The organism is Paenibacillus sp. FSL H7-0918, from assembly GCF_038007025.1.
GTDB lineage: Bacteria > Bacillota > Bacilli > Paenibacillales > Paenibacillaceae > Paenibacillus_AQ > Paenibacillus_AQ odorifer.
Window position 1 is genome coordinate 1,322,914 of sequence record NZ_JBBOWJ010000001.1, and the last position, 26,667, is coordinate 1,349,580.

Annotated in this window: 33 protein-coding genes, 1 tRNA gene and 1 pseudogene; 19 read left to right on the forward strand and 16 right to left on the reverse strand. The window is 39.1% G+C overall.

All coding sequences use genetic code 11. From position 1 onward, the window contains the following. Nucleotides 1-75: 75 nt before the first annotated feature. The 5 genes from MHI15_RS05985 to MHI15_RS06005 all read right to left on the reverse strand — a co-directional run bounded on the left by MHI15_RS05985 (nt 76) and on the right by MHI15_RS06005 (nt 6,744). Nucleotides 76-2,160 (reverse strand): retron Eco8 family effector endonuclease, encoded by a 2,085-nt coding sequence (locus MHI15_RS05985; protein ID WP_341164219.1) that lies wholly within the window; start codon nt 2,158-2,160, stop codon nt 76-78. A 203-nt stretch (nt 2,161-2,363) separates the two neighbouring features. Next, nucleotides 2,364-2,939 carry a DUF6037 family protein gene (locus MHI15_RS05990; protein WP_341164220.1) on the reverse strand — a complete coding sequence of 192 codons (576 nt, stop codon included), beginning with the start codon at nt 2,937-2,939 and terminating at the stop codon, nt 2,364-2,366. 232 nt (nt 2,940-3,171) lie between these two features. Then, a complete protein-coding gene (locus tag MHI15_RS05995) occupies nt 3,172-5,040 on the reverse strand; it encodes a DUF3732 domain-containing protein (RefSeq protein ID WP_341164221.1) in 1,869 nt (622 codons plus the stop codon). A gap of 5 nt (nt 5,041-5,045) precedes the next feature. After that, on the reverse strand, nt 5,046-5,504 hold the full coding sequence (locus tag MHI15_RS06000) for a three component ABC system middle component (protein ID WP_315415650.1): 459 nt from the start codon (nt 5,502-5,504) through the stop codon (nt 5,046-5,048). Then, complete coding sequence (locus MHI15_RS06005) at nt 5,488-6,744, reverse strand: ABC-three component system protein (RefSeq protein ID WP_341164222.1); 1,257 nt, start codon at nt 6,742-6,744, stop codon at nt 5,488-5,490. Before MHI15_RS06005 ends, MHI15_RS06000 begins: the two co-directional genes overlap by 17 nt. Before the next feature lie 447 nt (nt 6,745-7,191). On the opposite strand from MHI15_RS06005, the gene radC reads away from it, so the two are divergent. The 5 genes from radC to MHI15_RS06030 all read left to right on the forward strand — a co-directional run bounded on the left by radC (nt 7,192) and on the right by MHI15_RS06030 (nt 9,619). Further along, entirely contained in the window at nt 7,192-7,788 is a 597-nt protein-coding gene (gene radC / locus MHI15_RS06010) for a RadC family protein (protein ID WP_341164223.1), read from the forward strand. A gap of 177 nt (nt 7,789-7,965) precedes the next feature. Continuing rightward, a complete protein-coding gene (locus MHI15_RS06015) occupies nt 7,966-8,316 on the forward strand; it encodes a helix-turn-helix domain-containing protein (RefSeq protein ID WP_341164224.1) in 351 nt (116 codons plus the stop codon). A 70-nt stretch (nt 8,317-8,386) separates the two neighbouring features. Next, nucleotides 8,387-9,199 (forward strand): stalk domain-containing protein, encoded by an 813-nt coding sequence (locus MHI15_RS06020; protein ID WP_341164225.1) that lies wholly within the window; start codon nt 8,387-8,389, stop codon nt 9,197-9,199. Between the two features lie 85 nt (nt 9,200-9,284). Further along, nucleotides 9,285-9,464, forward strand: a complete 180-nt coding sequence (locus MHI15_RS06025; RefSeq protein ID WP_339192131.1) for a hypothetical protein — start codon at nt 9,285-9,287, stop codon at nt 9,462-9,464. Nucleotides 9,465-9,493: 29 nt separating this feature from the next. Continuing rightward, nucleotides 9,494-9,619 carry a hypothetical protein gene (locus MHI15_RS06030; RefSeq protein WP_341164226.1) on the forward strand — a complete coding sequence of 42 codons (126 nt, stop codon included), beginning with the start codon at nt 9,494-9,496 and terminating at the stop codon, nt 9,617-9,619. 122 nt (nt 9,620-9,741) lie between these two features. Here MHI15_RS06030 and MHI15_RS06035 read toward each other — a convergent pair whose 3' ends face one another. Continuing rightward, nucleotides 9,742-10,806 (reverse strand): hypothetical protein, encoded by a 1,065-nt coding sequence (locus MHI15_RS06035; protein WP_076276768.1) that lies wholly within the window; start codon nt 10,804-10,806, stop codon nt 9,742-9,744. A gap of 149 nt (nt 10,807-10,955) precedes the next feature. Then, nucleotides 10,956-12,017, reverse strand: coding sequence for a hypothetical protein (locus MHI15_RS06040; RefSeq protein WP_341164227.1), 1,062 nt, complete (start codon nt 12,015-12,017; stop codon nt 10,956-10,958). Between the two features lie 350 nt (nt 12,018-12,367). Here MHI15_RS06040 and MHI15_RS30765 point away from each other — a divergent pair, with 350 nt between their 5' ends. The 3 genes from MHI15_RS30765 to MHI15_RS06050 all read left to right on the forward strand — a co-directional run bounded on the left by MHI15_RS30765 (nt 12,368) and on the right by MHI15_RS06050 (nt 14,009). Beyond that, a complete protein-coding gene (locus MHI15_RS30765; protein ID WP_076276766.1) occupies nt 12,368-12,568 on the forward strand; it encodes a helix-turn-helix domain-containing protein in 201 nt (66 codons plus the stop codon). 80 nt (nt 12,569-12,648) lie between these two features. Next, complete coding sequence (locus MHI15_RS06045) at nt 12,649-13,818, forward strand: tyrosine-type recombinase/integrase (RefSeq protein ID WP_341164228.1); 1,170 nt, start codon at nt 12,649-12,651, stop codon at nt 13,816-13,818. Beyond that, nucleotides 13,815-14,009, forward strand: a complete 195-nt coding sequence (locus MHI15_RS06050; protein WP_341164229.1) for a hypothetical protein — start codon at nt 13,815-13,817, stop codon at nt 14,007-14,009. Before MHI15_RS06045 ends, MHI15_RS06050 begins: the two co-directional genes overlap by 4 nt. Before the next feature lie 162 nt (nt 14,010-14,171). Here MHI15_RS06050 and MHI15_RS06055 read toward each other — a convergent pair. The 3 genes from MHI15_RS06055 to MHI15_RS06065 form a co-directional block, all read right to left on the reverse strand. Next, nucleotides 14,172-14,257, reverse strand: a tRNA-Leu gene (locus MHI15_RS06055). Between the two features lie 159 nt (nt 14,258-14,416). Further along, complete coding sequence (locus tag MHI15_RS06060; RefSeq protein WP_076136668.1) at nt 14,417-14,893, reverse strand: WGxxGxxG-CTERM domain-containing protein; 477 nt, start codon at nt 14,891-14,893, stop codon at nt 14,417-14,419. Nucleotides 14,894-14,968: 75 nt separating this feature from the next. Continuing rightward, nucleotides 14,969-15,655: a M15 family metallopeptidase gene (locus MHI15_RS06065; protein ID WP_076220018.1), complete on the reverse strand. Its 687-nt coding sequence runs from the start codon at nt 15,653-15,655 to the stop codon at nt 14,969-14,971. 117 nt (nt 15,656-15,772) lie between these two features. On the opposite strand from MHI15_RS06065, the gene MHI15_RS06070 reads away from it, so the two are divergent. After that, the gene (locus MHI15_RS06070; protein ID WP_169744799.1) at nt 15,773-15,937 is read left to right on the forward strand and encodes a hypothetical protein; all 165 of its coding nucleotides are present in this window, start codon (nt 15,773-15,775) and stop codon (nt 15,935-15,937) included. On the opposite strand, the gene MHI15_RS06075 is transcribed toward MHI15_RS06070, so the two are convergent. Together MHI15_RS06075 and MHI15_RS06080 are read right to left on the reverse strand one after the other, a co-directional pair. Further along, nucleotides 15,934-16,269 (reverse strand): YolD-like family protein, encoded by a 336-nt coding sequence (locus tag MHI15_RS06075; RefSeq protein ID WP_076185234.1) that lies wholly within the window; start codon nt 16,267-16,269, stop codon nt 15,934-15,936. The genes MHI15_RS06070 and MHI15_RS06075 overlap by 4 nt on opposite strands. A 214-nt stretch (nt 16,270-16,483) precedes the next feature. After that, complete coding sequence (locus MHI15_RS06080) at nt 16,484-17,044, reverse strand: hypothetical protein (protein ID WP_076128860.1); 561 nt, start codon at nt 17,042-17,044, stop codon at nt 16,484-16,486. Nucleotides 17,045-17,161: 117 nt separating this feature from the next. Here MHI15_RS06080 and MHI15_RS06085 point away from each other — a divergent pair, with 117 nt between their 5' ends. Further along, on the forward strand, nt 17,162-17,653 hold the full coding sequence (locus tag MHI15_RS06085) for a PH domain-containing protein (RefSeq protein ID WP_339188114.1): 492 nt from the start codon (nt 17,162-17,164) through the stop codon (nt 17,651-17,653). A gap of 73 nt (nt 17,654-17,726) precedes the next feature. Here MHI15_RS06085 and MHI15_RS06090 read toward each other — a convergent pair whose 3' ends face one another. Both MHI15_RS06090 and MHI15_RS06095 read right to left on the reverse strand, forming a co-directional pair. Next, a complete protein-coding gene (locus MHI15_RS06090) occupies nt 17,727-19,202 on the reverse strand; it encodes a glycosyl hydrolase (RefSeq protein WP_339188116.1) in 1,476 nt (491 codons plus the stop codon). A gap of 174 nt (nt 19,203-19,376) precedes the next feature. After that, nucleotides 19,377-19,793: a cytidine deaminase gene (locus tag MHI15_RS06095; protein ID WP_076128854.1), complete on the reverse strand. Its 417-nt coding sequence runs from the start codon at nt 19,791-19,793 to the stop codon at nt 19,377-19,379. Nucleotides 19,794-19,893: 100 nt separating this feature from the next. On the opposite strand from MHI15_RS06095, the gene MHI15_RS06100 reads away from it, so the two are divergent. Next, entirely contained in the window at nt 19,894-20,331 is a 438-nt protein-coding gene (locus MHI15_RS06100) for a NucA/NucB deoxyribonuclease domain-containing protein (protein ID WP_076128851.1), read from the forward strand. Between the two features lie 81 nt (nt 20,332-20,412). Here the strand turns inward: MHI15_RS06100 and MHI15_RS06105 are convergent, their stop codons facing one another. Further along, nucleotides 20,413-20,562: a hypothetical protein gene (locus MHI15_RS06105; protein WP_155288175.1), complete on the reverse strand. Its 150-nt coding sequence runs from the start codon at nt 20,560-20,562 to the stop codon at nt 20,413-20,415. 149 nt (nt 20,563-20,711) lie between these two features. Here MHI15_RS06105 and MHI15_RS06110 point away from each other — a divergent pair, with 149 nt between their 5' ends. From MHI15_RS06110 to MHI15_RS06140, 7 genes and pseudogenes are all read left to right on the forward strand, one after another. Beyond that, nucleotides 20,712-20,888: a YjfB family protein gene (locus MHI15_RS06110; RefSeq protein WP_076098563.1), complete on the forward strand. Its 177-nt coding sequence runs from the start codon at nt 20,712-20,714 to the stop codon at nt 20,886-20,888. Between the two features lie 163 nt (nt 20,889-21,051). Beyond that, nucleotides 21,052-21,603, forward strand: coding sequence for an ImmA/IrrE family metallo-endopeptidase (locus MHI15_RS06115; protein ID WP_036683410.1), 552 nt, complete (start codon nt 21,052-21,054; stop codon nt 21,601-21,603). A gap of 66 nt (nt 21,604-21,669) precedes the next feature. Next, entirely contained in the window at nt 21,670-21,831 is a 162-nt protein-coding gene (locus MHI15_RS06120; RefSeq protein WP_155288176.1) for a hypothetical protein, read from the forward strand. Nucleotides 21,832-22,195: 364 nt separating this feature from the next. Beyond that, on the forward strand, nt 22,196-22,531 hold the full coding sequence (locus MHI15_RS06125; RefSeq protein ID WP_076302540.1) for a DUF3139 domain-containing protein: 336 nt from the start codon (nt 22,196-22,198) through the stop codon (nt 22,529-22,531). Nucleotides 22,532-22,646: 115 nt separating this feature from the next. Further along, nucleotides 22,647-22,766 (forward strand): annotated as a pseudogene (locus tag MHI15_RS06130) (phosphomethylpyrimidine synthase ThiC); the annotation flags it as partial. Between the two features lie 329 nt (nt 22,767-23,095). Beyond that, nucleotides 23,096-23,590, forward strand: coding sequence for an RNA polymerase sigma factor (locus tag MHI15_RS06135; RefSeq protein ID WP_076220021.1), 495 nt, complete (start codon nt 23,096-23,098; stop codon nt 23,588-23,590). Further along, a complete protein-coding gene (locus MHI15_RS06140; RefSeq protein ID WP_341164230.1) occupies nt 23,587-24,576 on the forward strand; it encodes a hypothetical protein in 990 nt (329 codons plus the stop codon). Before MHI15_RS06135 ends, MHI15_RS06140 begins: the two co-directional genes overlap by 4 nt. Nucleotides 24,577-25,305: 729 nt before the next feature. Here MHI15_RS06140 and MHI15_RS06145 read toward each other — a convergent pair. Then, nucleotides 25,306-25,809 (reverse strand): hypothetical protein, encoded by a 504-nt coding sequence (locus MHI15_RS06145; RefSeq protein ID WP_076128844.1) that lies wholly within the window; start codon nt 25,807-25,809, stop codon nt 25,306-25,308. A gap of 409 nt (nt 25,810-26,218) precedes the next feature. Between MHI15_RS06145 and MHI15_RS06150 the strand changes: the two genes are divergently transcribed. Next, the gene (locus tag MHI15_RS06150; protein ID WP_076128842.1) at nt 26,219-26,584 is read left to right on the forward strand and encodes a hypothetical protein; all 366 of its coding nucleotides are present in this window, start codon (nt 26,219-26,221) and stop codon (nt 26,582-26,584) included. Nucleotides 26,585-26,667: the final 83 nt, after the last annotated feature.

Here is a 26,667-nt window from a genome sequence, read left to right on the forward strand (position 1 = left end):
CTTTTCATCATGGCATCCATAGTCAAAATACAACTATATCAGATTTTACTACTTACCCTTTACTTTACAATAATCTTACACCATTCCCTCTAATCGATCAATTACCTTTCCTAATTCAGGAAAACTCGCATGGAACAAACTTCTATTAATAAATAAGTTTTCAGTCTTCACTAAGTCTAATTTATTATTAAAAAACCAGTTAAGATATAAAGTGATCCATCCACTAGTTTTATCGCCAAAATCAAGATTTGATTTTTCTAATTCATTACGAATTTCTTTAATTATTTTAAAAATCTTCACAAACTCTGAATTAGAACTAGCATTCTTATCTTCTTTCTTACCATTTAACCACTCCGTTTTCCCGAAAAAGATTACCCTAAGTAAACTAGTTTTTTGACTATCAGTTTGTAAAGAAGTATATACGGTTTCAAATTTTGAATCTTCCCAGTTGTATCCTTTAATCCATTCATAGAACAGATGATAGTTTGCCCTATTAATAATTGCTCCTTCTATAGTCGTTTCGAATGGCATAAAGTTATATTGAGCATAATATTGTTGCATTAATTCAATTAACTCATATCTTTCCTGATTTTGCTTAATACAAAGTCCAGTAGAATCTATCTCAAATGTAGTAGATTTTAGCTTTTCTGCAATCTCGTTTCTAATTCTAAAAGTATCCTTAAACTTCTTTTTGTAATGGTATTTTTCGCGATTCACAATATTGTTATTCTTCATTACATTCAGATAGGCGTTACCTGACGTTTTATATTTTTTTGACTTAGAAGAATAATTCAATATCTTATCCATATCAATTAGAACTAGATATTTAATTTTTGACTTCCTGTCATTCGGATTAACCAGTTTAAGCTTATCTTCTTTTCCATCAAAAGAATAAATATCTACTCTATGTAGTTTAGGAAACAAAGTACGAAGATATCCATTTCTGAATATCTCTAATTCTGTTTCTCCTTCAACAAATAAACATATCTCGGAGAAGAATAGATTAGCTTCATTATCTGATAACAGTTTATATTTTTTCTGTTTAAATCCATTGATTCTTGTAATATGAGACTTATTAAATAATTCAGTGTTGGTAACATGAAATATTTCATACTCCTCATTTTCAATAATAATATTTTTAGTGAATGATGGAGAATGAGTAGAAAATATCCATTTCGTTGTGACATATCTATCATATTGCTTAATTTCTCTAACAAATTCCTCTATTTTTTTTAAATGAATGTGTAATTCTGGTTCATCTATCATGATTAATGGACTTGAGAGATGCTTATTCTCAAATAATCGCAATATTAATTTTACATATAAACTCATAAATGAATATGAATTCATTCCATAAGAACCTAATTTCAACTGATGAGACTCATAATCAAAATCTTTACCACCCAATTGTAGCTGTATTATCTGGCTGATTTTTTCATAAACACTATCCTGACGAATTTTAATATTCGATTTTTCAAATTCTTCAATAATTCCATAAATAACGTTTTCATAATTCCCTTCAATTTCATCATCCAATTCAAAAACACCTTTTATACTTTTACTTATAGATACTTTTTTTCTGAAAGGAGCTATCTCTCCAATAACTTTCCATATCAACTCCCAATTATAAAGATTAATATTTCTAGACTCTAAAAAGAAAATTGGAAATCTTACCGAAACGAAGGCTCTAAAGTCATATTCCTTCACGTTCCAATATATAGATTTATTCCTTCTGTTGTACTTTAAAGTCAAAGTACATTTATTGTTTGTAGTATATTCTTCAACATAATTCATGATTTTATCTACGATTTCATTTGTAGGGTCTATGTTACTACCAAAATCATTAAATTTCATTTCAGAGAAGAATTCACTAAAAAAACCTTCAAAAGGATCAGTAATAGTTTGCACTTTATTGATCAGTTCACTGAAATCATATTCTACGGAAATTTCAATTTCATCATTATAAGGATTAGTTTTATTAAACATTGAATCATCAAAAACTTCTCTTGTTAGATTAAGATGAAAAAAATATAATATCTTCATGATATTAGATTTACCAACATTATTAATTCCAATAAAACAATTAACGTTTTTCTTTAAATTCAACTCCATGAACTCTATTGATTTACAATTTTTTATTGTAATTTTATTAATGGACATCAAAACCATCCCTTTAAATTGTGGTCCCCATATCTAGTTTAGTGTGTGGTTTCCCATCTACATTTTGTTTTTCATTATACCCACAAAGAATTTTTCGCTGATTCCACCTGGTCTTAGTATAAGCTCGTACATCTGAGTCTCCTATTGGGAACTAAATCAACTCTACTACAAAGAATAATCCTTCCACCAGTATTGAACATTAGTCAGAAATCAAGGGTAACTTCTTGAGCTTTTTTGAAATCATCAGTCCATCTACTGCTCACATTTTTAGCATTACACCGTTTATAAGCATCATTCCCCAATAATAACCTTGTCTTTTCAAGATTTTTGGAAGTAACTTTGTTATCTTTGGTTGTGTTATCTAGCCACCCCATAAAATATATTTTATCAGCTTCTTCCACATCTTTTCGATAACCCGCTATTTCATGTGGTTTGGGAGTATTCTTCCCATCAGCTTTTTGTGGAATGTTCTTATTAAACTCGCAGAAGAAATAGATGGGCTTAAATTTATTTGTGGGATCAAATTGCAATCCAAGAATTCGACATAATTCAGAATACTTTTCGTAGGACACGGTTGAATCAATAATAAATCCTTTTTTAACATCCACTTCAAAATAGAAGTTTTCAGCTTTCACACCAAACATTAATTTGTAAGGATTTTCATCAATGAAAAAAAACACATCGAAGGCCACGTTATTGTATCCGAAACCAAATCTATACCTTTTAAGGCTGAGTCGCCGCATATCATTGTATAAAGAAATGATTCCGTCTAGTTTCATGTTCTACCACCTTCTCTTAGCATTTCTCACGGCATGACAACACATCCTGTAGTGATCAAACCGTTTTAATTAAATTCATTGTTTGCATAAAAAACATTTGTCGCGGGGAAAATGCCCAGAAAGCTCTATAGGACTAAGTTCTGCGTTTGAGTACGCCGTAGCGCTCGGAAAAGAAAAATGTAGACACAAAACAGACTTCAAGTATGGCAAACCCAAGCTAGTTTACTTTTTATCAAATCATTGATTCCGGTATTAACGCATTTCCATTTTTAAACTCGTTATCAACCAAGTTGACATTTATTAAATTTGCTTCTTCCCATATAGTTTGAGGTATATGCTCAAAAATAATCATTTGAAAAGAATGATTATACTCTTGGTTAATACGTGTAATAAAATCATTCAGGACAGTAAATGCAACTGTGATTTTGGTTCTATCGTCTTGTGGTATTTGCGACCATGACTTCTTATCATCTTTTCTTTTTCTGTCCTCACCGTAGTAAGGTCGGCTAGGCTGATCTAGGATTAAGAAACTCGGCACAAATGGCGCTTGTTGCTTTATTATTAGTTCATGTAATCCAAGCATGAAACAAATATGCATAAACATGTGATTGGAACTGCTACCCACAATTGAAGGTACAAGAGACCCTGGCTTTTTTAATTGCAACACTTTTTTTCTATAATCAAATACTGGTTGGTAACCTTCATATATTCCAAGAGCATTAGACGACTCTATTAAATATTTTTGAATTAATTCCTCTAATAATCTAATAACTAATTCCCTATCAACAATTTCATTCTCTAGTACAGATTTTAATTGATCGAGTTCTTCTTGTTTTTTTTGTAAGTCATTCTCGCTAAAATCTTTTTGTTCACCATTGGCGTATAGCTCCAATTTAGCTTTAATTTCCCCAATGAATATAAATTTCTCAACTTCAGAATTAAAAGATTTTTTTCTTATTGGCAGTTTGTCTATTTCCTTTTGAATACTTTCCAGTTCACTCTTCAGTTTTTTTATATCTCCAACCAAATTCATATCAAAAGGTCTTTTGTCTGTAAGTTCATTTTTAATTTTTCTCATTTCTTTATCCAAAATATCCATTAAAACCGACAAATCAGGATGTTGAATGAGTTCACCAAACTTTTCATTTAGATACTCTAAGGGCTTCAAGCTTTCAAAAGTAGTCGATTTAAGATGTATATAATTGTTATATTCGTCCATAAATTTACTATAACTTCTTATATTAAATCTTAATTCATTTTTCTTCTTTTGTAATTTTTCTAGTTGTTTTAGATTATCTGATGTATTAATCGAAGTTGCATTAGAGATAATCATTTTTAAATTTACAACATCATTATCTAATGAGCGGGATTCATTTGTAATTAAATCGAATTCTTTTGCCTTTCTTACAATCTCTCTTAAATTTGCATCAAATGCATTTTTTTCTTTTTCAACTGCAGTCTTTTGTCGTTCTAATCTAACAATATCTTTTTCCAAATTAGATATTTTTTCTTTAATTAATATGTTTTTTACTGAATCTATACCAGTTGCAAGGTCAAAGATTCTATGTAATGCTTCAGAGTATTTTTCATCATTTTGTTTATCAAAAAACACTTCGCTATGATCAATTGTATCCCCCGATTGAGTGTTAAACATAAAAAAATATCTAAGCGATATTTTACTTCCGGCCTTAAGATTTCTACCACTATAAGGAATCACAACATTACTATCGATACTAAATTCTTTCTCAATTACATTTTTTAATTCTGTATCAGATATGTTCTGAAAAGGTTCCTGTGGCACTTCTCCTATCGGTGAAAAGTAGTACATAGAACTCACTTTTCTGTTCTCAGTTAAGGCGCCTCTTGCGATAAGATACTCTTTATCATTGATATAAAATTTTAGTCCATACCAAGAAATGTTCTCATTAATTTTTTCTTGGGGAATTTTAGTTTTACTTGCAAAAAAACAGTAGTCAATAATATCGATAATAACTGATTTACCAGTTCCACTGTCTCCAGTTATTACATTTATTTTGTTTTCTTCAAACTCAATAATACGGACTTTATTATTTTTGAGCCAAAGGACAATTTCCTTAATCACAAATCTCATAGTTTCACCCTCAGTTGTAAATATAAATTTCTTTCATTATCTGTAAGAATTGTTGCGAGTTTCGGTGCGGCCTCTGCTATATTTAAAGCTCTTTGTCCTACCGTATCTTTTTCTAACTTAAGCGATTCTTGTTCATTTAAAATTATCTGAGAATCTTGTATTTGTATTAAACGAATTTCTTTAAGAAATAATAAAGAGTTAATCGATAAAGTTAAAAACGAATAATATCTTTCGTTATAATTTGAGAAATAGCTTGGTTTTTTAATGATAAACTCTTCAAGACTTCTTATTGTGGTATTATTATTTTTCAGAAAATCTAAAGATCCTTGGTGAGAAACAATCGGGAATATTAATAGCGCCTTTGAGATACTTATATATTTTAAATGTTGAAGAACTGAATAAATAGATATTGCACAAATAATTTCATTGTTATATAGGTCACTTTGTGGGATCATTTTTTTTATATTTCTCCTCCCAATCGAATCGCCAGCCGATAATCGGCTTATTTGACAATAGATAGTACTGTCCATTGCTTAACTCAGTATCTAAAGGAGTTTCATCGATTATTAGTTCCTTTTTTCTTATCTCATCTAGGCATTTTTGCCCTGCAAGAGCTATTTCTTTTTCTGTTGGAGTTGACACATTTAACATAATATCTAAATTGATTTCTCTATGCGCTTCATCATAAGTGTTTTTCCATTTCGTAACACAATCTTGCTCAAAATGCTCAAGTTGTTCTTTAACAATAAACCCTTTTTTTAACCATTCAGATATATGATTATCAGTTCGCAGCATATGGCTTGCCAGACGCAATTTTTCAGCAGTAGCGTTATTATTTATTGCGTAGATTTCTTTTAATTGGATAATAAAGAGTTGATCATCAATTGGCTTATCAAAATGAACTGGATCATTATTTATCGGCAATTTATCATTTCTTCCTTTATCAAACAATACATGATAATTACGATAAAATTCTTCAAATGTTATGATATTTTTAACTTTTGATTTTATATTTATATAATTACGTTTTCTTATGTTACTATCAACTGCTTCAAAAACATCATCTATCTTCGATTCCTTTACTTGCTTTGATTTAATTCTACTTTTGATCTTAGTAATAAGATCATCTTGGTCTAGCTCAAACTCAAGTTTTTTCAAAAACTCTATAAGCCATCGATTGGATTGGTTTTCGATTTGTTTCATATATTTATTGAGTGTTGCATCAGTTGTCCCTTTTATTAAATTATCTAAATAACTTTTAAAATCTTGTATACTTATTTTATTAAGTTTGAAATCTTTAACTTTTTGAAGAAAAGCATTATTTTCATTATCTACTTTATTCGATACTATGATAAAAGTGGTTTTTTTTATGAAATTCGATTGATCATTCCAACTATTTCTTCCATCAAGGGGATCATTAATAATTTTCGCCCAATTATAAAGACTTTTCCACAAGTCACCATCTCGCTCTGAAAGATTAACTATTTTGCCGGAAGTATTTGTTTGAACTGTATGTTTTAATTGAAGTAATACCATCTGACCATCCGATAAATTAATATGAACATCATCCTTTACTTCGATACCTATTTCCTCACCTTCTTCAAGTCCTAAAAGTCGGTATAAGAAATAGTAATATTGATAATCAAAACCTATTGATTTATTATCAGCGGTTGTTTTATCTTGAAAAGTACTCAAATGCACACACCTCTAATTCACTATTTATTAATATGCCGACAAATCCCAATATTCCTTTATGCATTAGCGCACTCACAGCTATTCTCAAACCTTAACAACTGATGTCATTCTTTTCTTATTAATATGATATTTATTTCATTCTCTATAAGCATTGCTCCCGAATTATCCTCGCTTCAATCCATAAAACTAGAAGTTCAAAAATGCTTGAAATCCTATACCTTTACCTCAAATAACCTGTATTTATTCTAACTTAGTTCTATTAACTCAAAACAAAGTAGGACTTTTAAACTAAGCTAAAATACATATTTCGTCATTTTCTTACCATCACCTTCCAAACAAACGTTCTATTACCAGGGAAATATGAATATATTTCGTGAACTGTCGTTTTTCAAATCTATATTATAAATTTGAATCATAACAAAATAGATGTTAGAGGGGAGCAAACAGATGAATCAAGAACTAAAGAATTTGGTATTAGAATCATTAAGAGAAAGACAAGATAGTTATGCAATCAAAGAATTATTTGAAAAATTCCCTACAGCAACAGAATTAGTAACCGCAACAGAAAAACAATTACAATCTGTTAAAGGTATCGGAAAAGGTAAGGCACGGCAAATTACAGCTATGCTTAAACTTGCAAAAGCACTCACCTACCCTGAGCAGACTAACAATTCTATTCGAAGTCCCAAAGACGTATATAATCTCCTCGAACCCGAACTCCGCTTTGAACAGAAAGAACACTTCATTTGTCTATTCCTCAATACCAAGAACCGCCTCCTCTTCAAAGAAGTCATCTCCATAGGCTCTCTAAACGCCGCTATCGTCCACCCAAGGGAAGTATTCCATGCAGCAATAAGACGCTGTAGTGCCTCGCTCATTTGCGCTCACAACCACCCGAGCGGTGACCCGGAGGCATCAATAGAGGATGTAAATCTGACAAAACGACTCATAGCTGCTGGAGAAATCATAGGAATAGAAGTCCTTGATCATGTAATCATTGGCGGTAATCGCTTCTACAGTTTGAAGGAGCACGGATTGATATAATCCTACTTTTACCTTGTCAATGTATGTTCCTCTTAATAAAAGCCTCTCAATAAATGCCTCTGGCATCTGAATTGCCACAGCCTGTATCAATTCGTGGTTATAACCACTAAAATCCTCACTATATCCTGTTGAGCATCTTTCCAAAAAATTCTATCGTTTTGTTAGGGGTGAGGGGAATTGAACAACATCGAATTTATCGGAGAAAGCATCCGGATTCTGCGAACTGGAAAAGGACAGAGCCAGGAACAGCTGGCTTTGAATGCAGGAGTAAATACCTCCTACATCGGCCAGATTGAACGTGGAGAGAAAAATCCAACGATAAAAACTTTGGAGAAAATAGCGGTAGCTCTCGAAGTAACCTTACTCGATTTACTTTTATACTCAAATTCGAAGAAAGGAGTAAGTAACCAATCCATACAAATTCTTACCCCCGCTAGAATTAAGCAATGCTTGTTGGAAGTTCTACTTGAGCACACAGATTTGGTGACAATGAACGTTCTGAAGTCATATCGACACTTCGAAGAATGATTTCAAGTGTACCCAGCAGCTACATAGCTTATCAAATCTCACCTACTCCAGAACAAAGGATGATTAATGAATGCGAAAATGGGTCGTTGCAATAACCGCCGCTTCTATAATTATGGCTTATGGGAACGCTGCTTCAGCAGAATCAGCCATAACTCCCAAGAAGGTTATCTTAAAAGTCAATAACACCGGAATGTTTGTAGATGAAGCCACCACCTCTACACTTCTTGATCCACAATTGTACGCAACCCCTGAAATCAAAAATAACCGAGTTATGATTCCTATCGCTAGTGTTATTCAAGAATTTGGAGGATCGTCAAGCTGGTCGGCTAAGGAGAAAAAAGTCTCGCTGACATTAGGTAACAACAATGTCGCTCTTTACTTAAATAATACCAAAGCCTATGTGAACGGAGTTTTGAAGACTTTGGACTCTGCTCCTATTACTTCAAATCAGGGACGCACACTTGTTCCATTGAAATTTGTAAGTGACAACCTCGGAATTACACTTATATGGGATAGCAAAAACCAAGTCATTGCGTTATATCGTGGCGAATTTGACGCTTACCCAAATGATTACAGCAACTACTTTGTTCCTTTATCTGATTCAAATAGTAATAATAACAATAGTAAGCCTAACACTACTCCTAACAGTAATAAGCCAATTGATCAAAATGGAATTCAGATTAACGTAGGTGATCGAGTATCAAATGGTTTCTTCTACGGAGAGGTTCAGAAAGTGGATGGAGGAAGAATTCTTGTTTATTGGGATAGCAAGAACGATCTTTACATTAGCGATGCAGACACCGACTATTGGGCGATGCTTTCTGGAGTCAGATATATGTCAAGCAGTTGGGTAAATGCCAGTACATTGACCGTGGAATCTTAAGTCTAAAACAAAATTTAATATAAAAATTTAGAAAAGAGGAGCGACTATTCGCTTCTCTTTTCTTGCTTGAAGGGAGGTGAGAATCATGGATAAAGTAATTGAAACCGCCGGGAAGACAGCTCTGACCGCAGCGGGCGCACTAATCGGAGGAGGAGCAGGAGCAGCACTTGGCACTGCAATATTCCCCGGTGCTGGAACAGCCGTTGGTTATTTATTTGGTGTTGGATACGGAACACTCAGCGGTCTTAAAGCTTGGAAACATTAATCAAAATAAATTATTGGAGGAATAAAACGATGAGTGATTTTTGGGAACGTGTAGTAGAGTCTGCTGTAGATGCGGTAAGCCAAACAATTGAAAACAAATTTGATGTGGTAGAGACTGCACAGGATTTGTACGATAAGTATAGAGAAGAAGAATAACGAGAGTTAGTTCACTTGAAGCCCGTGATTTAATTTATGGCGGGCTTCATTTTATTTAAGAGAAGAATCAGTAGCCTTAAATGAACCGTCCATTGTGAAGGAGGTAAGCTTCCTTCTTTTTTCTATTCACAGTACTGATCTTCAAAATATTCGTGTATCCTGCCATCCAAATTTGGGAGCATACTAATGCCCCATTCAGGAGGAAGACATACCGGATTGATACCCAGCTTCCGCAATTTGCAAAGTCTGCTACTGAACCTGTCCATGATTTGCTTTTGATCTTGTGTTCCGTTCGAAAACTCCACCTGCTCAGCAAACTGCAATTTAGCCGCCCACACGCTGCCGCATTGATTGATTAATTCAAGGAGTCGGATTAGAGACATTCTTTTTTCAGCTTTCTTGACTTTCTCATTGATGATCTCTCTAGCTTTATCAAGCGTGTAGTAGTCGCCTGTCCCAATAATTGAATAGTAAAAGTAGTACAACCGTTGTTGACAACGATCTATGGACAAGATGTCTTGAACTTTCTCATTACCGTCCTTGCATTGAACTTCAAACCTAAAAATCCCCTTCGTTCCACTGTAATCTTTATATGACTTCTTTGATTTCCTCTCTTTGTCTTGTAACGTTTTGAACCTATCGTACCATTGTACCGTTACTGTAGTAGAATTCAGATACAGATTCGTCTCTGATTCGAAGTTCTCTTGTGTTACTTTATTATGAAGCATATATAGCGGTATGTTTCCTTTTTTATACAGGAACAATATTTTAGGAATTAGTGCTTCTTCAATATTTAAATCAACGGTATACTCTACTCTTTTAGCTGTCCATTCAAAGAACGATGGGACGCTAAGACCTAAAATATCTTTCGTAATGTAGTCAAACTTCGTTCCAACCTCTCCAAAGTCACTGATACGAGTTAGCCCGTAATAATTTGAATCGTCAATTACTTCAAGCAGTTCCGGGCGCAAACGTATTTCAATAGAGCGATACTTCCATACGCTGCGCAATCGTATTTCTTGAAAACCATATTTGGATAATCCGTTAGTCACGTATACGTATTTATCCCATTGATCACGCCGCAGACCATGTCGAGTATCCTTAAAGTAGGCTTTCAGCTTCGTGAATACGTCACGATACTCTGATTCCGTCATCTCATAAACAAGGTATAGCTTATCTATAGTCATATAAACATCACCCTATCCACCACCACCGACACAGGAACCCAGACCAATAGGACTAACTGCCGGAGGGGGTATATTATTTAAGTCTCAAAGTGATGTTTGTATAACAATAAAAAAGTACATGAGCAGCCAATGCGCTCATGTACTTCTTTTTATTCTATAAATTGTTCATTTTCAGTTAAAAATTCATGAAGCTGTACCTTATTCAAAACGAAAGCTCTATTGGTACCATTTCCGAATTTCGTATCTGCTCTAGGATTATTATCAACATCACCCTCAATAGAGAGTACCCCTTGCCTGAACAAGAAAGCATGTAGCTTTGAGTCTATCTTAAAATACGTTCCCTTTCTCTTCAACTCACTTACTGCCTGAGACTTAATCAGCCCATATTTAATTGCCCATCTCTTTTCATCTTCCCATCCGATGAAGTCGCCTTCAGGCTTTGTAGGATCATCCATTGTAAGAAATTTAGATTTATTTATAAATTCTTGAACGGCCTTTAAGAAGAGAATTGCATTGAACTTTATCGGATCAATCTCTATACATGTATCTTCTGTTTCTTCCCAAATACGAATTAAACCATTTTTTAAGTAGTGCAAGTTGCCAGATACACTTCCTCGCCAAATGCCATCTACCCAGCCTAGCTCATCGTTAAAAATGATTTTTTCATCATCATCATCTAATAAACGGGTAGCAAGTCTAATAGCCCGTAACAAATAAGGATACAAACTCTCTTTATAAAGATAGAAATCATAATCAAGATAATTAGGATTGATCCACTTCGAAGTAGCTAACGTTTCATTAAGCAAGTCAAGTTCGACACATTTATATATCCTTTTGCCGATTTTGGTAAAAACCTTAATATTAAGTCCTACCTCCGTGAACTTGCGCGTGTGCAAATCATAAACTCGAAGGCGGTTTATTGGAACAACAAAGAAATTGCCTATGAGCGCGTCTTTTGCTCCCTTCCCTTCTTGACTCCTACCTGATTTAGTTTCTACGCTCTCTATTTCATCCTTGGCTTGATTAATTCTTTTTCGTGATACCTTCAGCATCTTGTGATCTTTTATAAGAAAATCCTCGCACATTTCCGAGAAGATAGCATTCATTTCAGCTACAGTAGCTTTTATCCATTCATATTCTCTTTCATTTATTTTCCGTTCGGTATAATGTACGTACTTTTCAGAGCAGTGAATACCTACGTCATTAATCATAATGTCACCCTTTTTATTGTCGTGAGTAAAAAATAATATATCGTATTACATTAAGATAATCGAATCGAAGTTACGTCTGCAAGCAAATTATCGCAACATTTTTCAACAATAACAATTGCACAAAAAATTTTGGGATTTTCGGGATACTTGGGATTTTTGGGAATTAGTATTTTCACTATAAATTCATAGGTTTTTAAACTCCATGACTTATAAACAAAAATAGAGAAAGGTAAAGAACAATTACAAAAGGTATGAACAGATAACATAAGGTACGGGATAACAGTATCAGAACCGCACTGACAAAAATTAAAAATATATATTATTACTATGAACAGGAGGTGAATAACTTGATGCTAAAAGGCTATCCAGAAGTTATTACCGTTGAAGAACTTTTAGACATATTATTGATCGGTAGAAACACTGCCTATAGACTACTGAAATCTGGCGAGATCAAAGCTATAAAAATTGGACATACGTACAGAATCCCTATACTAAGTGTAAAGGAATATATTCTCTGCAAAGCACGATTGGACATTTCTAAATACATGTAATCAAATAGCAGTTTCGCAGGCAGGGGCAATTACGCTCCTGTCTTTTTCATATCCAAAAAAATCACTGGAGGTCGAAGCACATGAAAGGCAGTTTACTTAAACGCAATAAATACTGGTACATTATTGTTGAAACGAAGGACGAGTCCGGAAAGCGAAAGCCAAAGTGGATTAATACCAAGTGCGAAAAGAAATCAGATGCAGAAAAATTTCTGCGAGAAACGCTTACCAAGATGGACAACAACAGTTTTGTTCTACCACAGCGAAAACTCAAATTCACCGACTTTATGCTGGATTGGCTTAATAACGTTATTAAAAGTGAGGTCGAGGAAACGACTTGGGAAGGTTATGAGATGATTGTAACAAAGCATATCATCCCATATTTCAAGAGTAAGAATGATATATTGCTACAAGAATTACAGCCTATGCATCTGCAAAAATATTACGAGACAAAGCATCAAGATGATCCAACAACAGGCGCAAAAGGCTTATCCGCTCAAACTCTACGAAGACACCATGCCAATATCAGGAGTGCATTGAAATTCGGATTGCGAATGGACTTGATTCCATTTAATCCCGCTGATCGGATCGTACTTCCAAAGCAGGAGAAGTTCTATGCCAGCTACTACACTGTCGAACAGCTCGAAAAGCTATTTGAGGTATGTTTGGGTACACTGATCGAGTCGGCTGTATATCTCGCGGCTCATTATGGGCTTCGGCGTTCCGAGGTACTTGGGCTAAAGTGGGATTGTATCAATTTCAAAGAAAAGACAATCTCGATTAGAGAGGTTCGCGTGAAGTACGGCAAAGAGGTCGTCGTAAAGAAACCTAAAAGTGAAAGCAGCCAGCGCATTCTGCCTTTGATGGATGATATCGCAGATTACTTATTACATCTAAAGACACAGCAAAAGAAAAACAAGCTGCTGTATGGGAAAGAATACGTCGATAGCGGTCTTGTGTGCTGCTTGCCTGATGGAAATCCCATAAAGACAGAATACTTGAATCATAAATTCAAGGACATACTCGCAAAGAACAAATTACCGCATATCAGATTCCATGATCTTAGGCACTCGACAGCCAGCTACTTGATTAAAAATGGTGTAAGCCTGAAAGAAATTCAGGTATGGCTAGGACATTCAACCATCAGTATTACAGCCAATACCTATACGCACATTGATATGGAGACTAAAAAAGACACGGCACAAAAGATCAGTGATATATTTTCCAAAAAAGCAAAGGAAGCAGCTCAATGAAGTATACTGTTTGGCGAGTATTGGATGATGAAAAAATCAATTCCACGTTGCTGGACATTGCTGTACTCCATGTAAAGCTTGCCTTGGAGTACAGTAACAATAATACATTACCTTGCCGTAAAGAAGTCATTAGAGCAGAAATCCTGCGACTGAGAATGGAGCGTGACATAATTCTCGAACGCAGAGAATGAACCTGAACCGCTCAACGGGAAGTCAGTACAATCACCAGTCCGAGCGTGTCGGAAATTTCGAATCTACAAGAAAAAGAGGCACCGTTAGCAAAATGCTAGCAAACCATCTTAAAAACAAACAAGGGTTCCAGCTCTAATGAGCTGAAACCCTTGTTGTTCTAGTGCCGAGGACGGGGGTCGAACCCGTACGGTACTCACGTACCGCAGGATTTTAAGTCCTGTGCGTCTGCCTGTTCCGCCACCCCGGCATATTATGTGTTGAAGCTTCATACGTTGTTCACATATAACGCGACAAGAAATATAATATCATGAATATCGATAACGCGCAATCCTTTTTCGAAAAAAATTTATTCACAATAAAAATAACCCGTTCAGCCAGAACCGACACGGGTTATTATAGACGTGGATTATCTACGCTCGTCACTTCTGCTTCTCATTCCGGCAAGACCCAAAAGTCCAAGCAGACCGAGCCAGCCCCAGTTAGATCCTTTGTTAGTTGCAGCATTCGTTGTTGTACTAGTTGCACGGTATTTGCCGGTCTGTGTGGTGTTGGTTGCCGGGTTGACAGTGCTGTTGGTTCTGTAGTTATTTCGGGTGTCATTGTAGTTATTGGTGTTGTAGTTGTTAGGTCTGTAATTATCATCGATGCGGATCTTATCTTTCATAATGCTCTCATGCTGATTCAGCGTTCCCGTGGTGCCGTTCATTAGATTGCCTTCCGTGTTCATCATCCGAGTGTGTTCCGCAGTCCCATCCATCCCGGTATTCGCGGCTGGGATACCGCCCAATGCTGCTGATCCCACGGCATTTGATGCATAGCTAGCTCCCATTAGACTCATTGATAATACAGTACCGCATGCAAGGCTTGTTATCAGCTTGTTCACAGTGTTATGCCTCCCTTTAAGGTTAGTTATCACTGATAATTTCCCCTTGGACGGCACTGTCTATGCATGGTGGTTTTACTCTTTTACTACATTAACTGTCTTTGTCACAGCATCATAAGTAACCTTTGCTCCAAGCGCCTCAGCCAGCGCACGTATGGGTACATAAGTTGTTCCGGTATCGAGAACGCCATCGGTAAGCTTGCGGCCGTTTAGGTTAATGGTCACTGTAACGTCTTTGTTCACCTGATCATCCCCTCCGGTAATCTTTTTTAAAGCCTCTTTGGCTTGGTCCGTCGTTGGACGTTTACCTGCCCGAAGTTGATCTATAGTTAAACCGAAAGTCATTTGCAGATGTGAATAATCTTTAAAAGAGGTCCAGTCCCCGCCCCATTCTAAACCAAGCCGCTTAGCCTCCTGTACAACCTCTTGCCAATCTGCTGTCTTATCCTTATCACCATCACGATTGATATCCCAAGAAAGGCTAGTGCCATTCGGCAGCAAAAGCGCAAAATCAAACGCAAGACCATAATTATGATAGCTGGTACCGCCTTTAGCGTTGGTAACTATCGGTCCTGGTTTGCTTCTACCCTGCGCATACAAAGCATTTTGCTCAGCAATGGTCCGTAGACCCTGAGTAATAACGATAGGGACTCCTCTCGCATGGCTTTGCTGAATCAAAACATTCGCACCTGCCGCCAAGACAGGATGAAGCCCGACCAGACGCGCCGCGGATTTTTCCCTCAATTGCTCCAAAGTCAGCATAGAATCACCCCTTTGGTATATTCAATGATGCCGCTGCCCTATTTGCCTGTACCCCTGTCCCCTTTAGGATGATTTCCACAAAAAAGGACAAAATATTTAACGAAAGGTGGGAGACATATGGATATTCATAGCGATAGCTATAAAGTTGCAGCCCTTAGTGAACAGGAAGAAGCACTGGAAATTATTCGGAATGCTGAAGCTTCCATTGCACATCTGACCGGTAATCCTACCGTTACCTTAATCGCTTATGAAAAAAGCGAAGGCAACGGTTCTCAGCATTAAACGATGTAGACCTCGACAATATCATCCACATCGATCCACTTCCATTCCTCCGCCCACTGCAGCTTAAACTCACGCGAGTGGGTGTGAATGGAAGTCACAAAACCACTTAACATCGTATTTTCAAAAGGGTCAAAAAGAATAACTGTCACTCGTACATGACTCCGCAACGACAAAGCCAGTGTACATTCAATCTCCTCCAGCTTCTGCTCATCCAGAATAGGCTTGATGCGGCGCAGCGTTTCCCGTTCATCTCTTATAATTCGTATCTTATGCTCCGGCAGCATCATGCGGCTGCTTTCCCACAGCCCGTTTTTCTCCAGCTTTTTGCCCATGGTAACCCCTCCTTAATTATATATCTATTCCTCTGAACACGAACGTATGTTTGTATTATATCCGCATCTTCGCATATTAATCAATAATCAGGAAAAAGATACCTTTTTAAGGGTCACTCTTTATTCAAAAGATGTATATTAATGTATATCTATCCAAGCTAAAATTCGCAGCAAAAAGACGCTGACAGATAAACTGCGCAGCGCCTGATTTGATTTATTCTTGAACAACGTCCCCAGACTCTGAGGTAGCCTGACCTTCGGAGTCTATAAGTCCTGTTGCTTCTCTTGCCTCGTTAAGCTTGGAAATACCGAATAACATCGCTACATCAGCGTTCTGATTCAATTCATTAAATTGCTCAGCCGTAACGTTTGCGGAATCAGCACCTTGAGAGGCCTCTTCTTTTAAAGAATAAGCACTTTCAAAGGCAACTTTAGACTCTTCGAGCAACTTACGAATGTCTTCAGGCAAGCTGGAGGAAATTTTTACTTTCTCGGCTTGATTCGATAAATCAGTTGCGGTACTCTGGAATTGCTTAATTTTCTTCTCCAACTGCTTGTCCGTGAGTTCTCCTGCTGAATAACCCGCAATGGCTTCGTTGAACTCCGCTAAAGAAGTTTTTCCTGACTCTTCAAGTTTAGACATTTCATTGTAGAAGTTTTGCACGGTCTCCTGCACTTCTTCCTCCGTGGCAGGTGCCGATGAAGTTGAATTATTGCTGCAGGCGCTAAGGATGACAGTCATCATCAGCATTCCTATTAGTAAAGCTTTTTTCATTATTTATCCCTCCACTTAACAGGATAATGTCGGTTTGTGTAAAGCGCAAATGAAATATATGTAAAATGACTGTTATGTTATAATTATTTTAATTGTGATCAGGAAAGGAGAGTATTTATGCCTTATTGCACCACCTGTGGAGCGGAATACAAGCAGGGCGCTAAATTTTGTGGAGTATGTGGAACCAGCCTTGACGGTACCGCTCCAGTAACCGCTCATCGACCCGCAGTAGATAATAATCATGTCATCCAAGAAGTCGTGCTCTGGAAAGGCAAACCTGCCGGCATCTCGGATCGACTCAAAGGAATCGTAGGACTTAACACAACTTCATATACCATTACAAGTCAGCGTATTATGGTAAAGACCGGACTTATCGGTAAAAATGTTGAAGAAATCGAATTGCTGCGCGTACGCGATTTATCCGTAAAACAGTCTATCATGGACCGGATGCTTGGCATTGGATCATTAACTGTATTTTCTGATGATGCCTCAGCGCCTCAGCTTCTTTTTCGAAAAATCCATGATGCCCAAACCGTCAAAGATGTTCTGCGCAAAGCCGTTCGTGACGAGAAGATCGCCAACAACATTAGCTACCGCGAGCAAATTTAAGACGTTCATACGTAAAAAGGCCCCGGAAAACCGGGGCTTTTTGCTTGCGCTTGCACACTTGAAGTACTCTTTTTTAAGGAAGATAAAATGCCCCCGCTGGGATAACCCCCTTGATCTGGCTCGGACTCTCCCACTGCAAAACAACCCGGGCGTCGCCCGCATTCTCATAATACTCCACCTTTATTTCATACGGCTTACCTGCAATCAGGTTTATGCTCCCTTTTCGTTCCTGGCCGCTCTGATTCACCCAACTATCAATGACTAGCCCGCCATCAATCCATACCCGTATCCCATCATCAGAGTAGGAATAAATGGTATACACCTCGCTAAAAGCAGCCGTCAGCTTCCCACTCCACCGCACAGAGAACGCATCTACACGAATGGCAGGATCAGGCGAACCTTGTCTCCATGAAAAGTTAATATTGGCATCCGTACGCAACAGTGCAGGCGTGCCGCTAAGCGTCATGTTATTGTAATATTGGCCACAGAGTCCACTCTCCAGCACACTATCCCCGATAGCAGCGAAAGCGGCGGCCTCAGCAGCATACTCCTCTCGTGTGAATACCATTTTATCGTTCATAAAAGCTTTTATCACAGCATCGGTATTCTTCTCATAGAGGAGTTTCCCCCAGGTCAGCTGATAAGACCATTTGGGCTGTGTTTTGGACAACAGTTCAGCAGACGGAAGCTCTCCATTCTCACCAATCGCAATCAGCTTGCCACGACCCAGATCCCATAAATTATCATAATGACTAATCTTGAAATCCGCGTCATAAATGTCGAGCGCCAGCACATCTACCTTATCACTGCCCGGATAGTATTCTGCCGGCTCATCACACCACTGATTTTTTGCATTTGGACTCCAAACCCACAATAAATTATGCAGCTTATGATAATTGGTAAAACGATCGAACATAAGGTTCCACAATGCAGCGTAATTGCTCTTTTGCCCCCACCAAAACCATCCACCATTCATTTCATGATACGGCCGCCAAAGTACAGGAACCCCTGCGTCATTAAGCTTTTTCAGCGACAGGGCCATCTTATCCAGATCAGCTAACAGAGCATTATACTGGGTGGTACCTGGGGTTATATATTTATCAAAATCAGCATTGCTTAGGCTCGTATTTACATTCCCCCAAGTTGGCGCTGTCCCCGGTAATGCAGCGTGATAACACATCGTTACGATCCCGCCGGCCCTAGACCAGCGTATCGCACTGCTGACGACCCAATTCCGTTGATTGTCAATTAGAGCCTGTGACTGATTATTGATTGCGCCCAGCTCGTAGCCATGCAGCGCAGCATATTGCCCGCTGCTATTTTTAAGCTTCTCCATGAGCTCGTCTGCACTTTCCAAATAATCATGTTGGCCGCTTATCACACCCTTTCCCTGCAAGTAATAGAGGGTATTCAGCAATAGCTGAGCCGAGGACGACAGCCCCGAATCCGCCGGAGCCATTTGTAATCTGCGAAAAGCCATCTGCCACTGCACATCGCCCACGAACCTTGATGCTGAATCAACCATCTGACGAATAATCCGCTGCTCCATCTATTCTCACCATCCTTTTAAATCTTTTTAAGTTATAGTATGGGGACAATAATGACATGAACTCAGCGAATGGACATGAAGTTGTAAAATAAGTTGGGACGATATAAGGAACTGCTGAATAAATTCACGGCTCAACAAAAAAAGGAGCTCCGCGGCTCCTCATTACTTTTTTTCTTATCTCGTGTACCTTAAAGGCAATAGTTCAGTGATTTCATATTTAGCTAATCGGTCATCCTCCGATACAATTATCTTGCAGTCTATTCCGTAATCCGCAATTAACTCTCGGCACATGCCGCAGGGAGAAACTACTTTAATCTCTTTTCCCTCGCTGTCTGGATCAGAATGCCTTACCGCAACAATCGTATCAAATTCCTTATAACCTTCGGATATCGCTTTGCCAATCACCATCGCTTCTGCACAGACTGTAATCCTCCCCATGCTGGCTTCCACATGTACCGCTGTAAAAATCTCTCCTGTTTTAGTACGAAGCGCTGCACCCACATGGTGCCGTCCCCATTCATAACGCCTGGTAATTATATCTTCGGCAGCCGCAATAAGCGTCTGATCCTCAATGGTAATTATGTACTCCATATCCAGTTCCGTCCTCCTTTATTTTACCTAATTATATTAAATCGCACTGAATTATGATATAAGATATACTATTTTAAGTGCCAAAAAAGGAGGAGCAGAATTGAAAGTAAAAAAATGGATCTCCAGTCTCATCATTGTTGCATTACTTGCTTTGGCTAGTTACTGGTTTGAACAAAACGGAGAGCCTACAGACCCCTCGTCTCCATCCGATTCGAGTGTTGTTCAGCTAACCTTCCCATCAGACCGCTATCCTGAGACCGCCAAACATATTCAGGATGCCATTGCGAAAGGTGAATCCGCCACATGTACGATTAACCGAGAGCAGGCTGAAGAGAACCGTAAAGAGTCCTTAAAAGGGATTCCCACTAAAAAGGGGTATGACCGGGATGAATGGCCAATGGCTATGTGTAAGGAAGGCGGCGTTGGTGCCGACATTGAATACATAACGCCAAGCGATAACCGCGGGGCAGGAAGCTGGGTTGGCAATCAGCTGGAGGATTATGCAGACGGAACCCGGGTAGAATTTATGTTTAAATAACGGTCTGTCTGACCAGCCCCAGGCAACAGAATAGCCCCACCTGGCATTCGCCAGATGGGGCTACACTGCACATCAGCTAACTTAGAATAAGCAAGCTTTAGTGATGATAACCAGCAAGATGAAAAGTACCAGAATTGCTCCTGTTGAAGTCCAAGGACTACACACCGGACCTACTGATGCTGGACTTACTACCGGACCTACGTTACAACCACAACCATGTTCCATTCCCATTTTCAATTCCTCCTAATGATTAATGACTACAGCACAAGATATGTAAAAAGGAGATAAGCCGTTTGGGCGAATTGGCAAACAAATGCCAATCACCTAATGAATTGAAGGTGGACAGTCGATAAACAGGATATACACAAAGGAGGTGCAATATGGATATAGCTGCATTATCAATGGCAATGAGCCAAGCATCCTTAGCTCAAAATGTTGGGATACAGGTCATGAATATTGCCAAGAATCAGGCTGAAACCCAGAGCCAAACCATGGTGGAAATGCTGGGCAAAAGCGTTGCTCCTAATTTGGGAAAAACACTTGATATTAGTGTGTAATTGCTTTATGCTAAGGATACATGAGAACGAATGTTCCTGTGTATCCTTAGCATTTTTTTACTCTACATAGCCCTTCGGGCTTTTCTTTTGCGCATTTATGCGAACATACGATCCCATTAGTGATTTATTAGTGATTTTAAACGAGGTGAATAAGTTGGAGAACATGAAATCATATTATCAAATGACTGTGCTTGAGAAATGGACGGAGGATTTATACAAGCGATTAAATCTTCATCAGCCCTCACAAATTTCAATATCGTATATTGCAGAGCGGCTTAATATCTGGGTTCATTATTTGGATGTGAGAAGCAAGAGCATTGAAGCGTCTGCAGGGATGTACAGCCTGTTTATCGACAACCGCCTTCCAGCCAATCTTCAACGGCTAGAGTTTCTTCATGAACTGTGTCACCTCCTTCGCCATGGCAGTGATAATCAGACCTTGATGCCAGAGCATTTCACGCGGGCACAGGAGGATGAATCCGAGCGTTTTATCTTGTATGCGGCGATGCCTTACTCCATGATCTCCCGCATGACATTGCCTGAGCAACGGGAGGATGCCATCTCCTATCTCGCAGCAGAATTTCAAGTTCCTGCCGAGCTGGCCTTACAGCGGATTGATCAGATCCAAAGACGTGTGTTCCAAGGGCAATTATTGGCCGTGATGGGAAGAAACGAAGAACGACTGACACATATTCGCAACGGATCACGGAGATAATAAGCTTAGTTGCAATAGTGCTCTGCATATTCATTTATGGTGGAATTTCTCGTGAGGGGGAACGACATGGAAGCCATTAAAGTAATTGAATTATTACTGACTCATCCGGATTATAATGTAGATGCAGTACACCCCGAAATCCCGGATTTCGTGGGCATTGAGACGATTGAGGTGGATCACGAAACGGGGACCTTCTCCATTTTATTACAAGAACCCAAAGAGGACTAAAAGAGAATCATTATTCTTCATAAGTTAAAAGGCAGCAAATATAGTATGTCCCGGCAATTCTTCTTTCGCTTACGCCTGGATTACTATCAGTATTTGCTGCCTTTTTGTATAATCTGTTATGCAAATACAAACTGTATCACACCAATAAGAATTAGAATAACGAATACACCTACAAAACCCCATATTAAAAACTAAAAGATTTTCACCCCCGGCAGCCTCGGACTTGCCTGGTCCTCCAGCATCTTAATTTGCTGCTCCAGCTCCAGTATTTTCTCTTCCTCCTGCGTCATATATCTATGAATGACATACCAGTCTCAGTATATTATCTTATACTATATACAAATTATTTATATGGAGGGAATTAATGAAGAAAAAAACAAAACTAATCTTCATCGTTCTAATCCTTTTAATCTATGGAATAACATCCTTAGCCTTCCACTACTTCCAAAATCATATGAACAGAGAAGTCATTCATTATCTAGTAGAGACGAGAAATTATAAGAAAGAAGATTTTGATAAAGTATACACCCAGATTGCCAAAGCTCCCCTCGTAAGTACCACGGTGATTTTTGCAGACGAACCCTACGCAAGATACTTTTATCGAAAAGAAAATGGAAGGATCTTTCAATACAGCAGGGCTCCTGTTAAAGGTAATAATCCGAGCTATACATATAAACATATCGAGGAAAATCTCCCGTGAAGGAGTTGCCCTATTAAAAAGACGCGTTTGTTCAGCAGTCAGCATCATGGCTGCTTGGGCAAACGCGTTTTTTTGATCTTCCCTGCTCTAAATAGGTAAACATCGTTTGCGTAAACAGGTGATGGTAGAGGGTCCAGGACATGTGCCGATGCACTTGATTAAAGAGAATATGGATAAGCAACTTGAAACTTGTAACGAAGCCCCTTTTTATACATTAGGTCCACTGACTACAGATAACATTGGCGTGGTTCTTAGCAGCTATCGGACACAGTTGATCTTATGCGCGGTATAACCCTCCATTTCAAAGTGTGGCGGACCCCATAGCCTTTATTGGCATGAAAAACACCATATAAGACCTCCTTTTTAAGGAATAGCGTCACTGGAGTCCGCGAACCTGATCAAAAGCCTATAAATATGCAAATAACGACTTCTGAGTCCGTAAGCCTCTGGAGATAATTTATGAATAGGCATTCTTTACGCTCAAACACAAAGGAATTTTCTCAGGAACAAAATGTGACCTAATGCCGTCCTAAATGGTGTTATAGGTAAAGGGGGCACAGTATCATGCAGCGATCCATGACCCGGCCGGGAAATCATGTGATGAAGAGTTACGAAATCTACGCAGATATGCTGTTCCGGATCGCTTTGGTCCATCTAGGCAGCCGGCAAGATGCCGAAGAAGCCACTCAGGATACCTTCATCAAGCTAATAGAAAAAGCGCCGGAGTTCAAAGATGCCGAACATCAGAAGGCATGGCTGATCCGGGTAATCACCAACCATTGTAAAACACTACTGGGCAGAGGCTGGCGCAAGCGTGAGGTTAAGCTGGAGAGCGCTGAGCCAATTGCGGCAGACAGCCCCGAGGATTGGGCTCTGCTGCAGTTAGTTATGGCGATGCCCATGAAGTATAAAACCGTAATCCATCTTTATTATTACGAGGACTATCCCATCCAGGAGATCAGCAAGATTCTGCAGATTAGTCAGTCTGCCGTGAAGATGAGACTTCAGCGGGGACGGCAACTGTTAAAACTGGAGCTGGAAGGAGCGGAACCACAGTGAAGGAAGATCAGTTTCGAACATCATATAAGAAAGCGGTGGATTCGATGAAACCAGGTGAAGAGATGAAAAGAGAACTTTTCGATAAAATAGAGCAGCGGCAGGAGCGGAAGCGTCCGCGCAAAACCGTTTATATCGCGGCAAGTGTCGTGCTCGCCGCAGGAATCGGTCTGGCTGGGCCTAGTATATGGCAGCAGTTGAACAGTCAGACCTCCCCGGGGCAGGTTGCCCAGGTAACTCCGGGTGCAAGCAATGCTGGCAATTCAGGCACAGCTACATCCGGCAGCATTGTCATTCCCAAGCTGAAACTGCCAGATAAGGAGTCTGGCGTGAAGGCAGATATGATCGCCTTGGTCGTGTATAAAAATAATATTTATACACAGTCAGCGACTCGCATTGACGCTGCCGATGCTGCTGCTCTGCGCGGTGATAAGTTGGGACGCACTACAGGCGGCATCAACGAATGGAGCGGTAACGACGAATATATTGAGTTAGCCTCGAACATCGGCGAAACGGATCTCTATTCCGTGAAGGGCTATGACTCCAGCTTTCTGATTATGTCCTATTCGGAAATCAACGGCGAGGTATTCGCCGAACTGTATGAGCACACCAACGGCATCACCATAAACAGCGGCGCCGACCTGTTCGGCAAGCTGAATCTTGAAGGCCGAGTTACTTCTGCACAATGGGAAAGCTTCAACAGCTGGAACAACGGCCTCCAGCAGCAGGCGCCACTTGCCAATGGCGAGGCGCTTGATGGCTTCCTGACAGCCCTCCAAGCTGCTAAACCGCTGGCAGCAGAGCCGCTGATCGAGCAAGGCATCTACGACAGCGAAGACCGCAAGATCATCTATTTACAGCTGGAAGACAACGCCCGAGTAGAGCTGACGCTGTTCGGTCAAGGACTTGTACGCTACGGTCAAGCACCGGCATTCTTCGAGGTCGAATCCGGGGCATTCCAGCAGCTGTGGAACAGCATGAAACTTTAGGGATGCTGGTGGAAACCCAGGGAAAGCGGTTGGGACTGCGATCGGGACTGCGATCGGGACTGCGATCGGGACTGCGATCGGGACTGCGATCGGGACGGCGACTGGGACTGCGATCGGAAGTAATTGAGTACCTCGTTTCGGTCGCCCTGCTCTCCATTGGACAATTTAGCTGGCTGCTAACAAAAACGGCACTGCTTCAAAACCATTTCATGGTTTGGAGCAGTGCCGTTTTGTGCTTTACTGTATGGTTTACGAGCCCGCATACTAGATATTATGGTTGTAGAGGTGAGACTACTGATTGTTCCTTTAAAAGCTGCTTCTCATTGTAATTTCTGCAACTAAATCTGTGAGGAGCACGGCACTAACGAGCTAACGAATTAACGAACTAACCTCCTCCACCTCGAGCTATCGGACCCAGATGTCGCTATTTGCTGATTTTCAGCCTTAAGAGCATGGTTTCGGACTCCATGGACGCTAATGCCTAGAAAGAGGCTCAAATGCGGTACTTTTTATGCCAATAGCGACTATGGAGTCCGTTAGAATTGCAAATGTGGAAAAAAACCGCTTTAAGGGTCAGCAGTGTCCGACAGGAGAAGCATCTTTCACGTAATTGTTATCGAATCAAATTTCAAAGGAACACAGGGTCTCTCTCCACTTCCGATTGCTACAAAAAAGAAACGCCCACCATGGACGCTCCTTTTTCTTATTCGTCTACAAAATTCTAGCTAGTTACGCATTTACACTTTCTGTTTTACGATCCTGTCTTGCGTGTAATGTTTTCATCGCAAATCTTGCGATCGGCTGCGCAACCAACAGTTCAATCCAAAATGCTATTCCAAAGTTTCTCGGCCAGATGTGAAGGAAGTTTTTAAGTGGATCCAGGCTTATTTGTTTCGTCCCAACCCATGTGCCGATAATTGATAGTAAAATAGATAACACTGTGACATTCAATAAAGTATTCAACAGAATCCTTGCATTAAATCCATCGGTTTGTCCCATGAATTTCGGCATCACTTTTCCAACAATCGGTCCTGCAACTAATCTTACGGATAAAACTACGATCATCCACATAAACGGAATAACCTTTAGTGTATCTATATACACTTCCTTACTGAAGCCGCGTTCCAACCCCACAATAATAGGGGCAATAGTGTTAACTGAAATGATTGAAATAATGAGTAAAAATAGTATACCTTCTTTTCCGTTTCTGGGCAGTCTTGTGTCTCCATGCATGTTTGTCATCTCCGTGAATAATATTTCAGATGGCAGACGTATCATGAGACATATATTTTTGGCCCAATAAAAAAGACCAATATCTCTACACACTGATATTATAATTATAACATTTATTTAAAATGAATGTCAGACCTTCTATTTAAAATTCTAAAATTCTCCTGCGGATAGCGAATAGTTACCTGCATGCGCCTTACGAAGATCAGCAGTGGCAGAGAAGTCGTAAAAATCGTCAATTGCTGTTCAACTTATAATCAAGTTGCTTCAGATCATGCTGAAATTTTATATGTGTTTCCCCACCTAATAAGACCTCTCAGTATTCATTTCCGCGATTTTTCTGATTCCCTTGTCCAAACACAATGAATCTCAATTCATATATATATAGCAAACTAATAAAGAGGTGAAGCTCATGGCAACAACAACAGGCATCATTACGAACACAGGGACTACCCCAGCATCCAACGTGCTCATTAATATCGATAATGACAACCTTAGTTTTTCATCTAACGTAGTCTATCACGTTTACGTATGGAATACCTTGGTTAGTAAAGGTTTAGTCTACTCCAACTCATTAAATGTTAATGCTAACACCAGCCAGTTTCTCGGTTTTAATATCGCAGGCAATTCAGCTTATGAAGTCCAATTTCTCGTAACTGGAAACGCACCGGCAGACACGATTATCACGGTGTTCGGAACGGATTCGTCAGGAAACGTCATTCCCCATCAAAGAGTGCTGCAATCCGAACTTACTTTCATAGCTCAGCTGAACCCATAAGTACCAAAAACTCTCTGACGAAAGGAGCTTAGCATGGCTAATATTCAAATTTCGCCGAGCGCAAGCGTTCAGTTTGAGCCCAC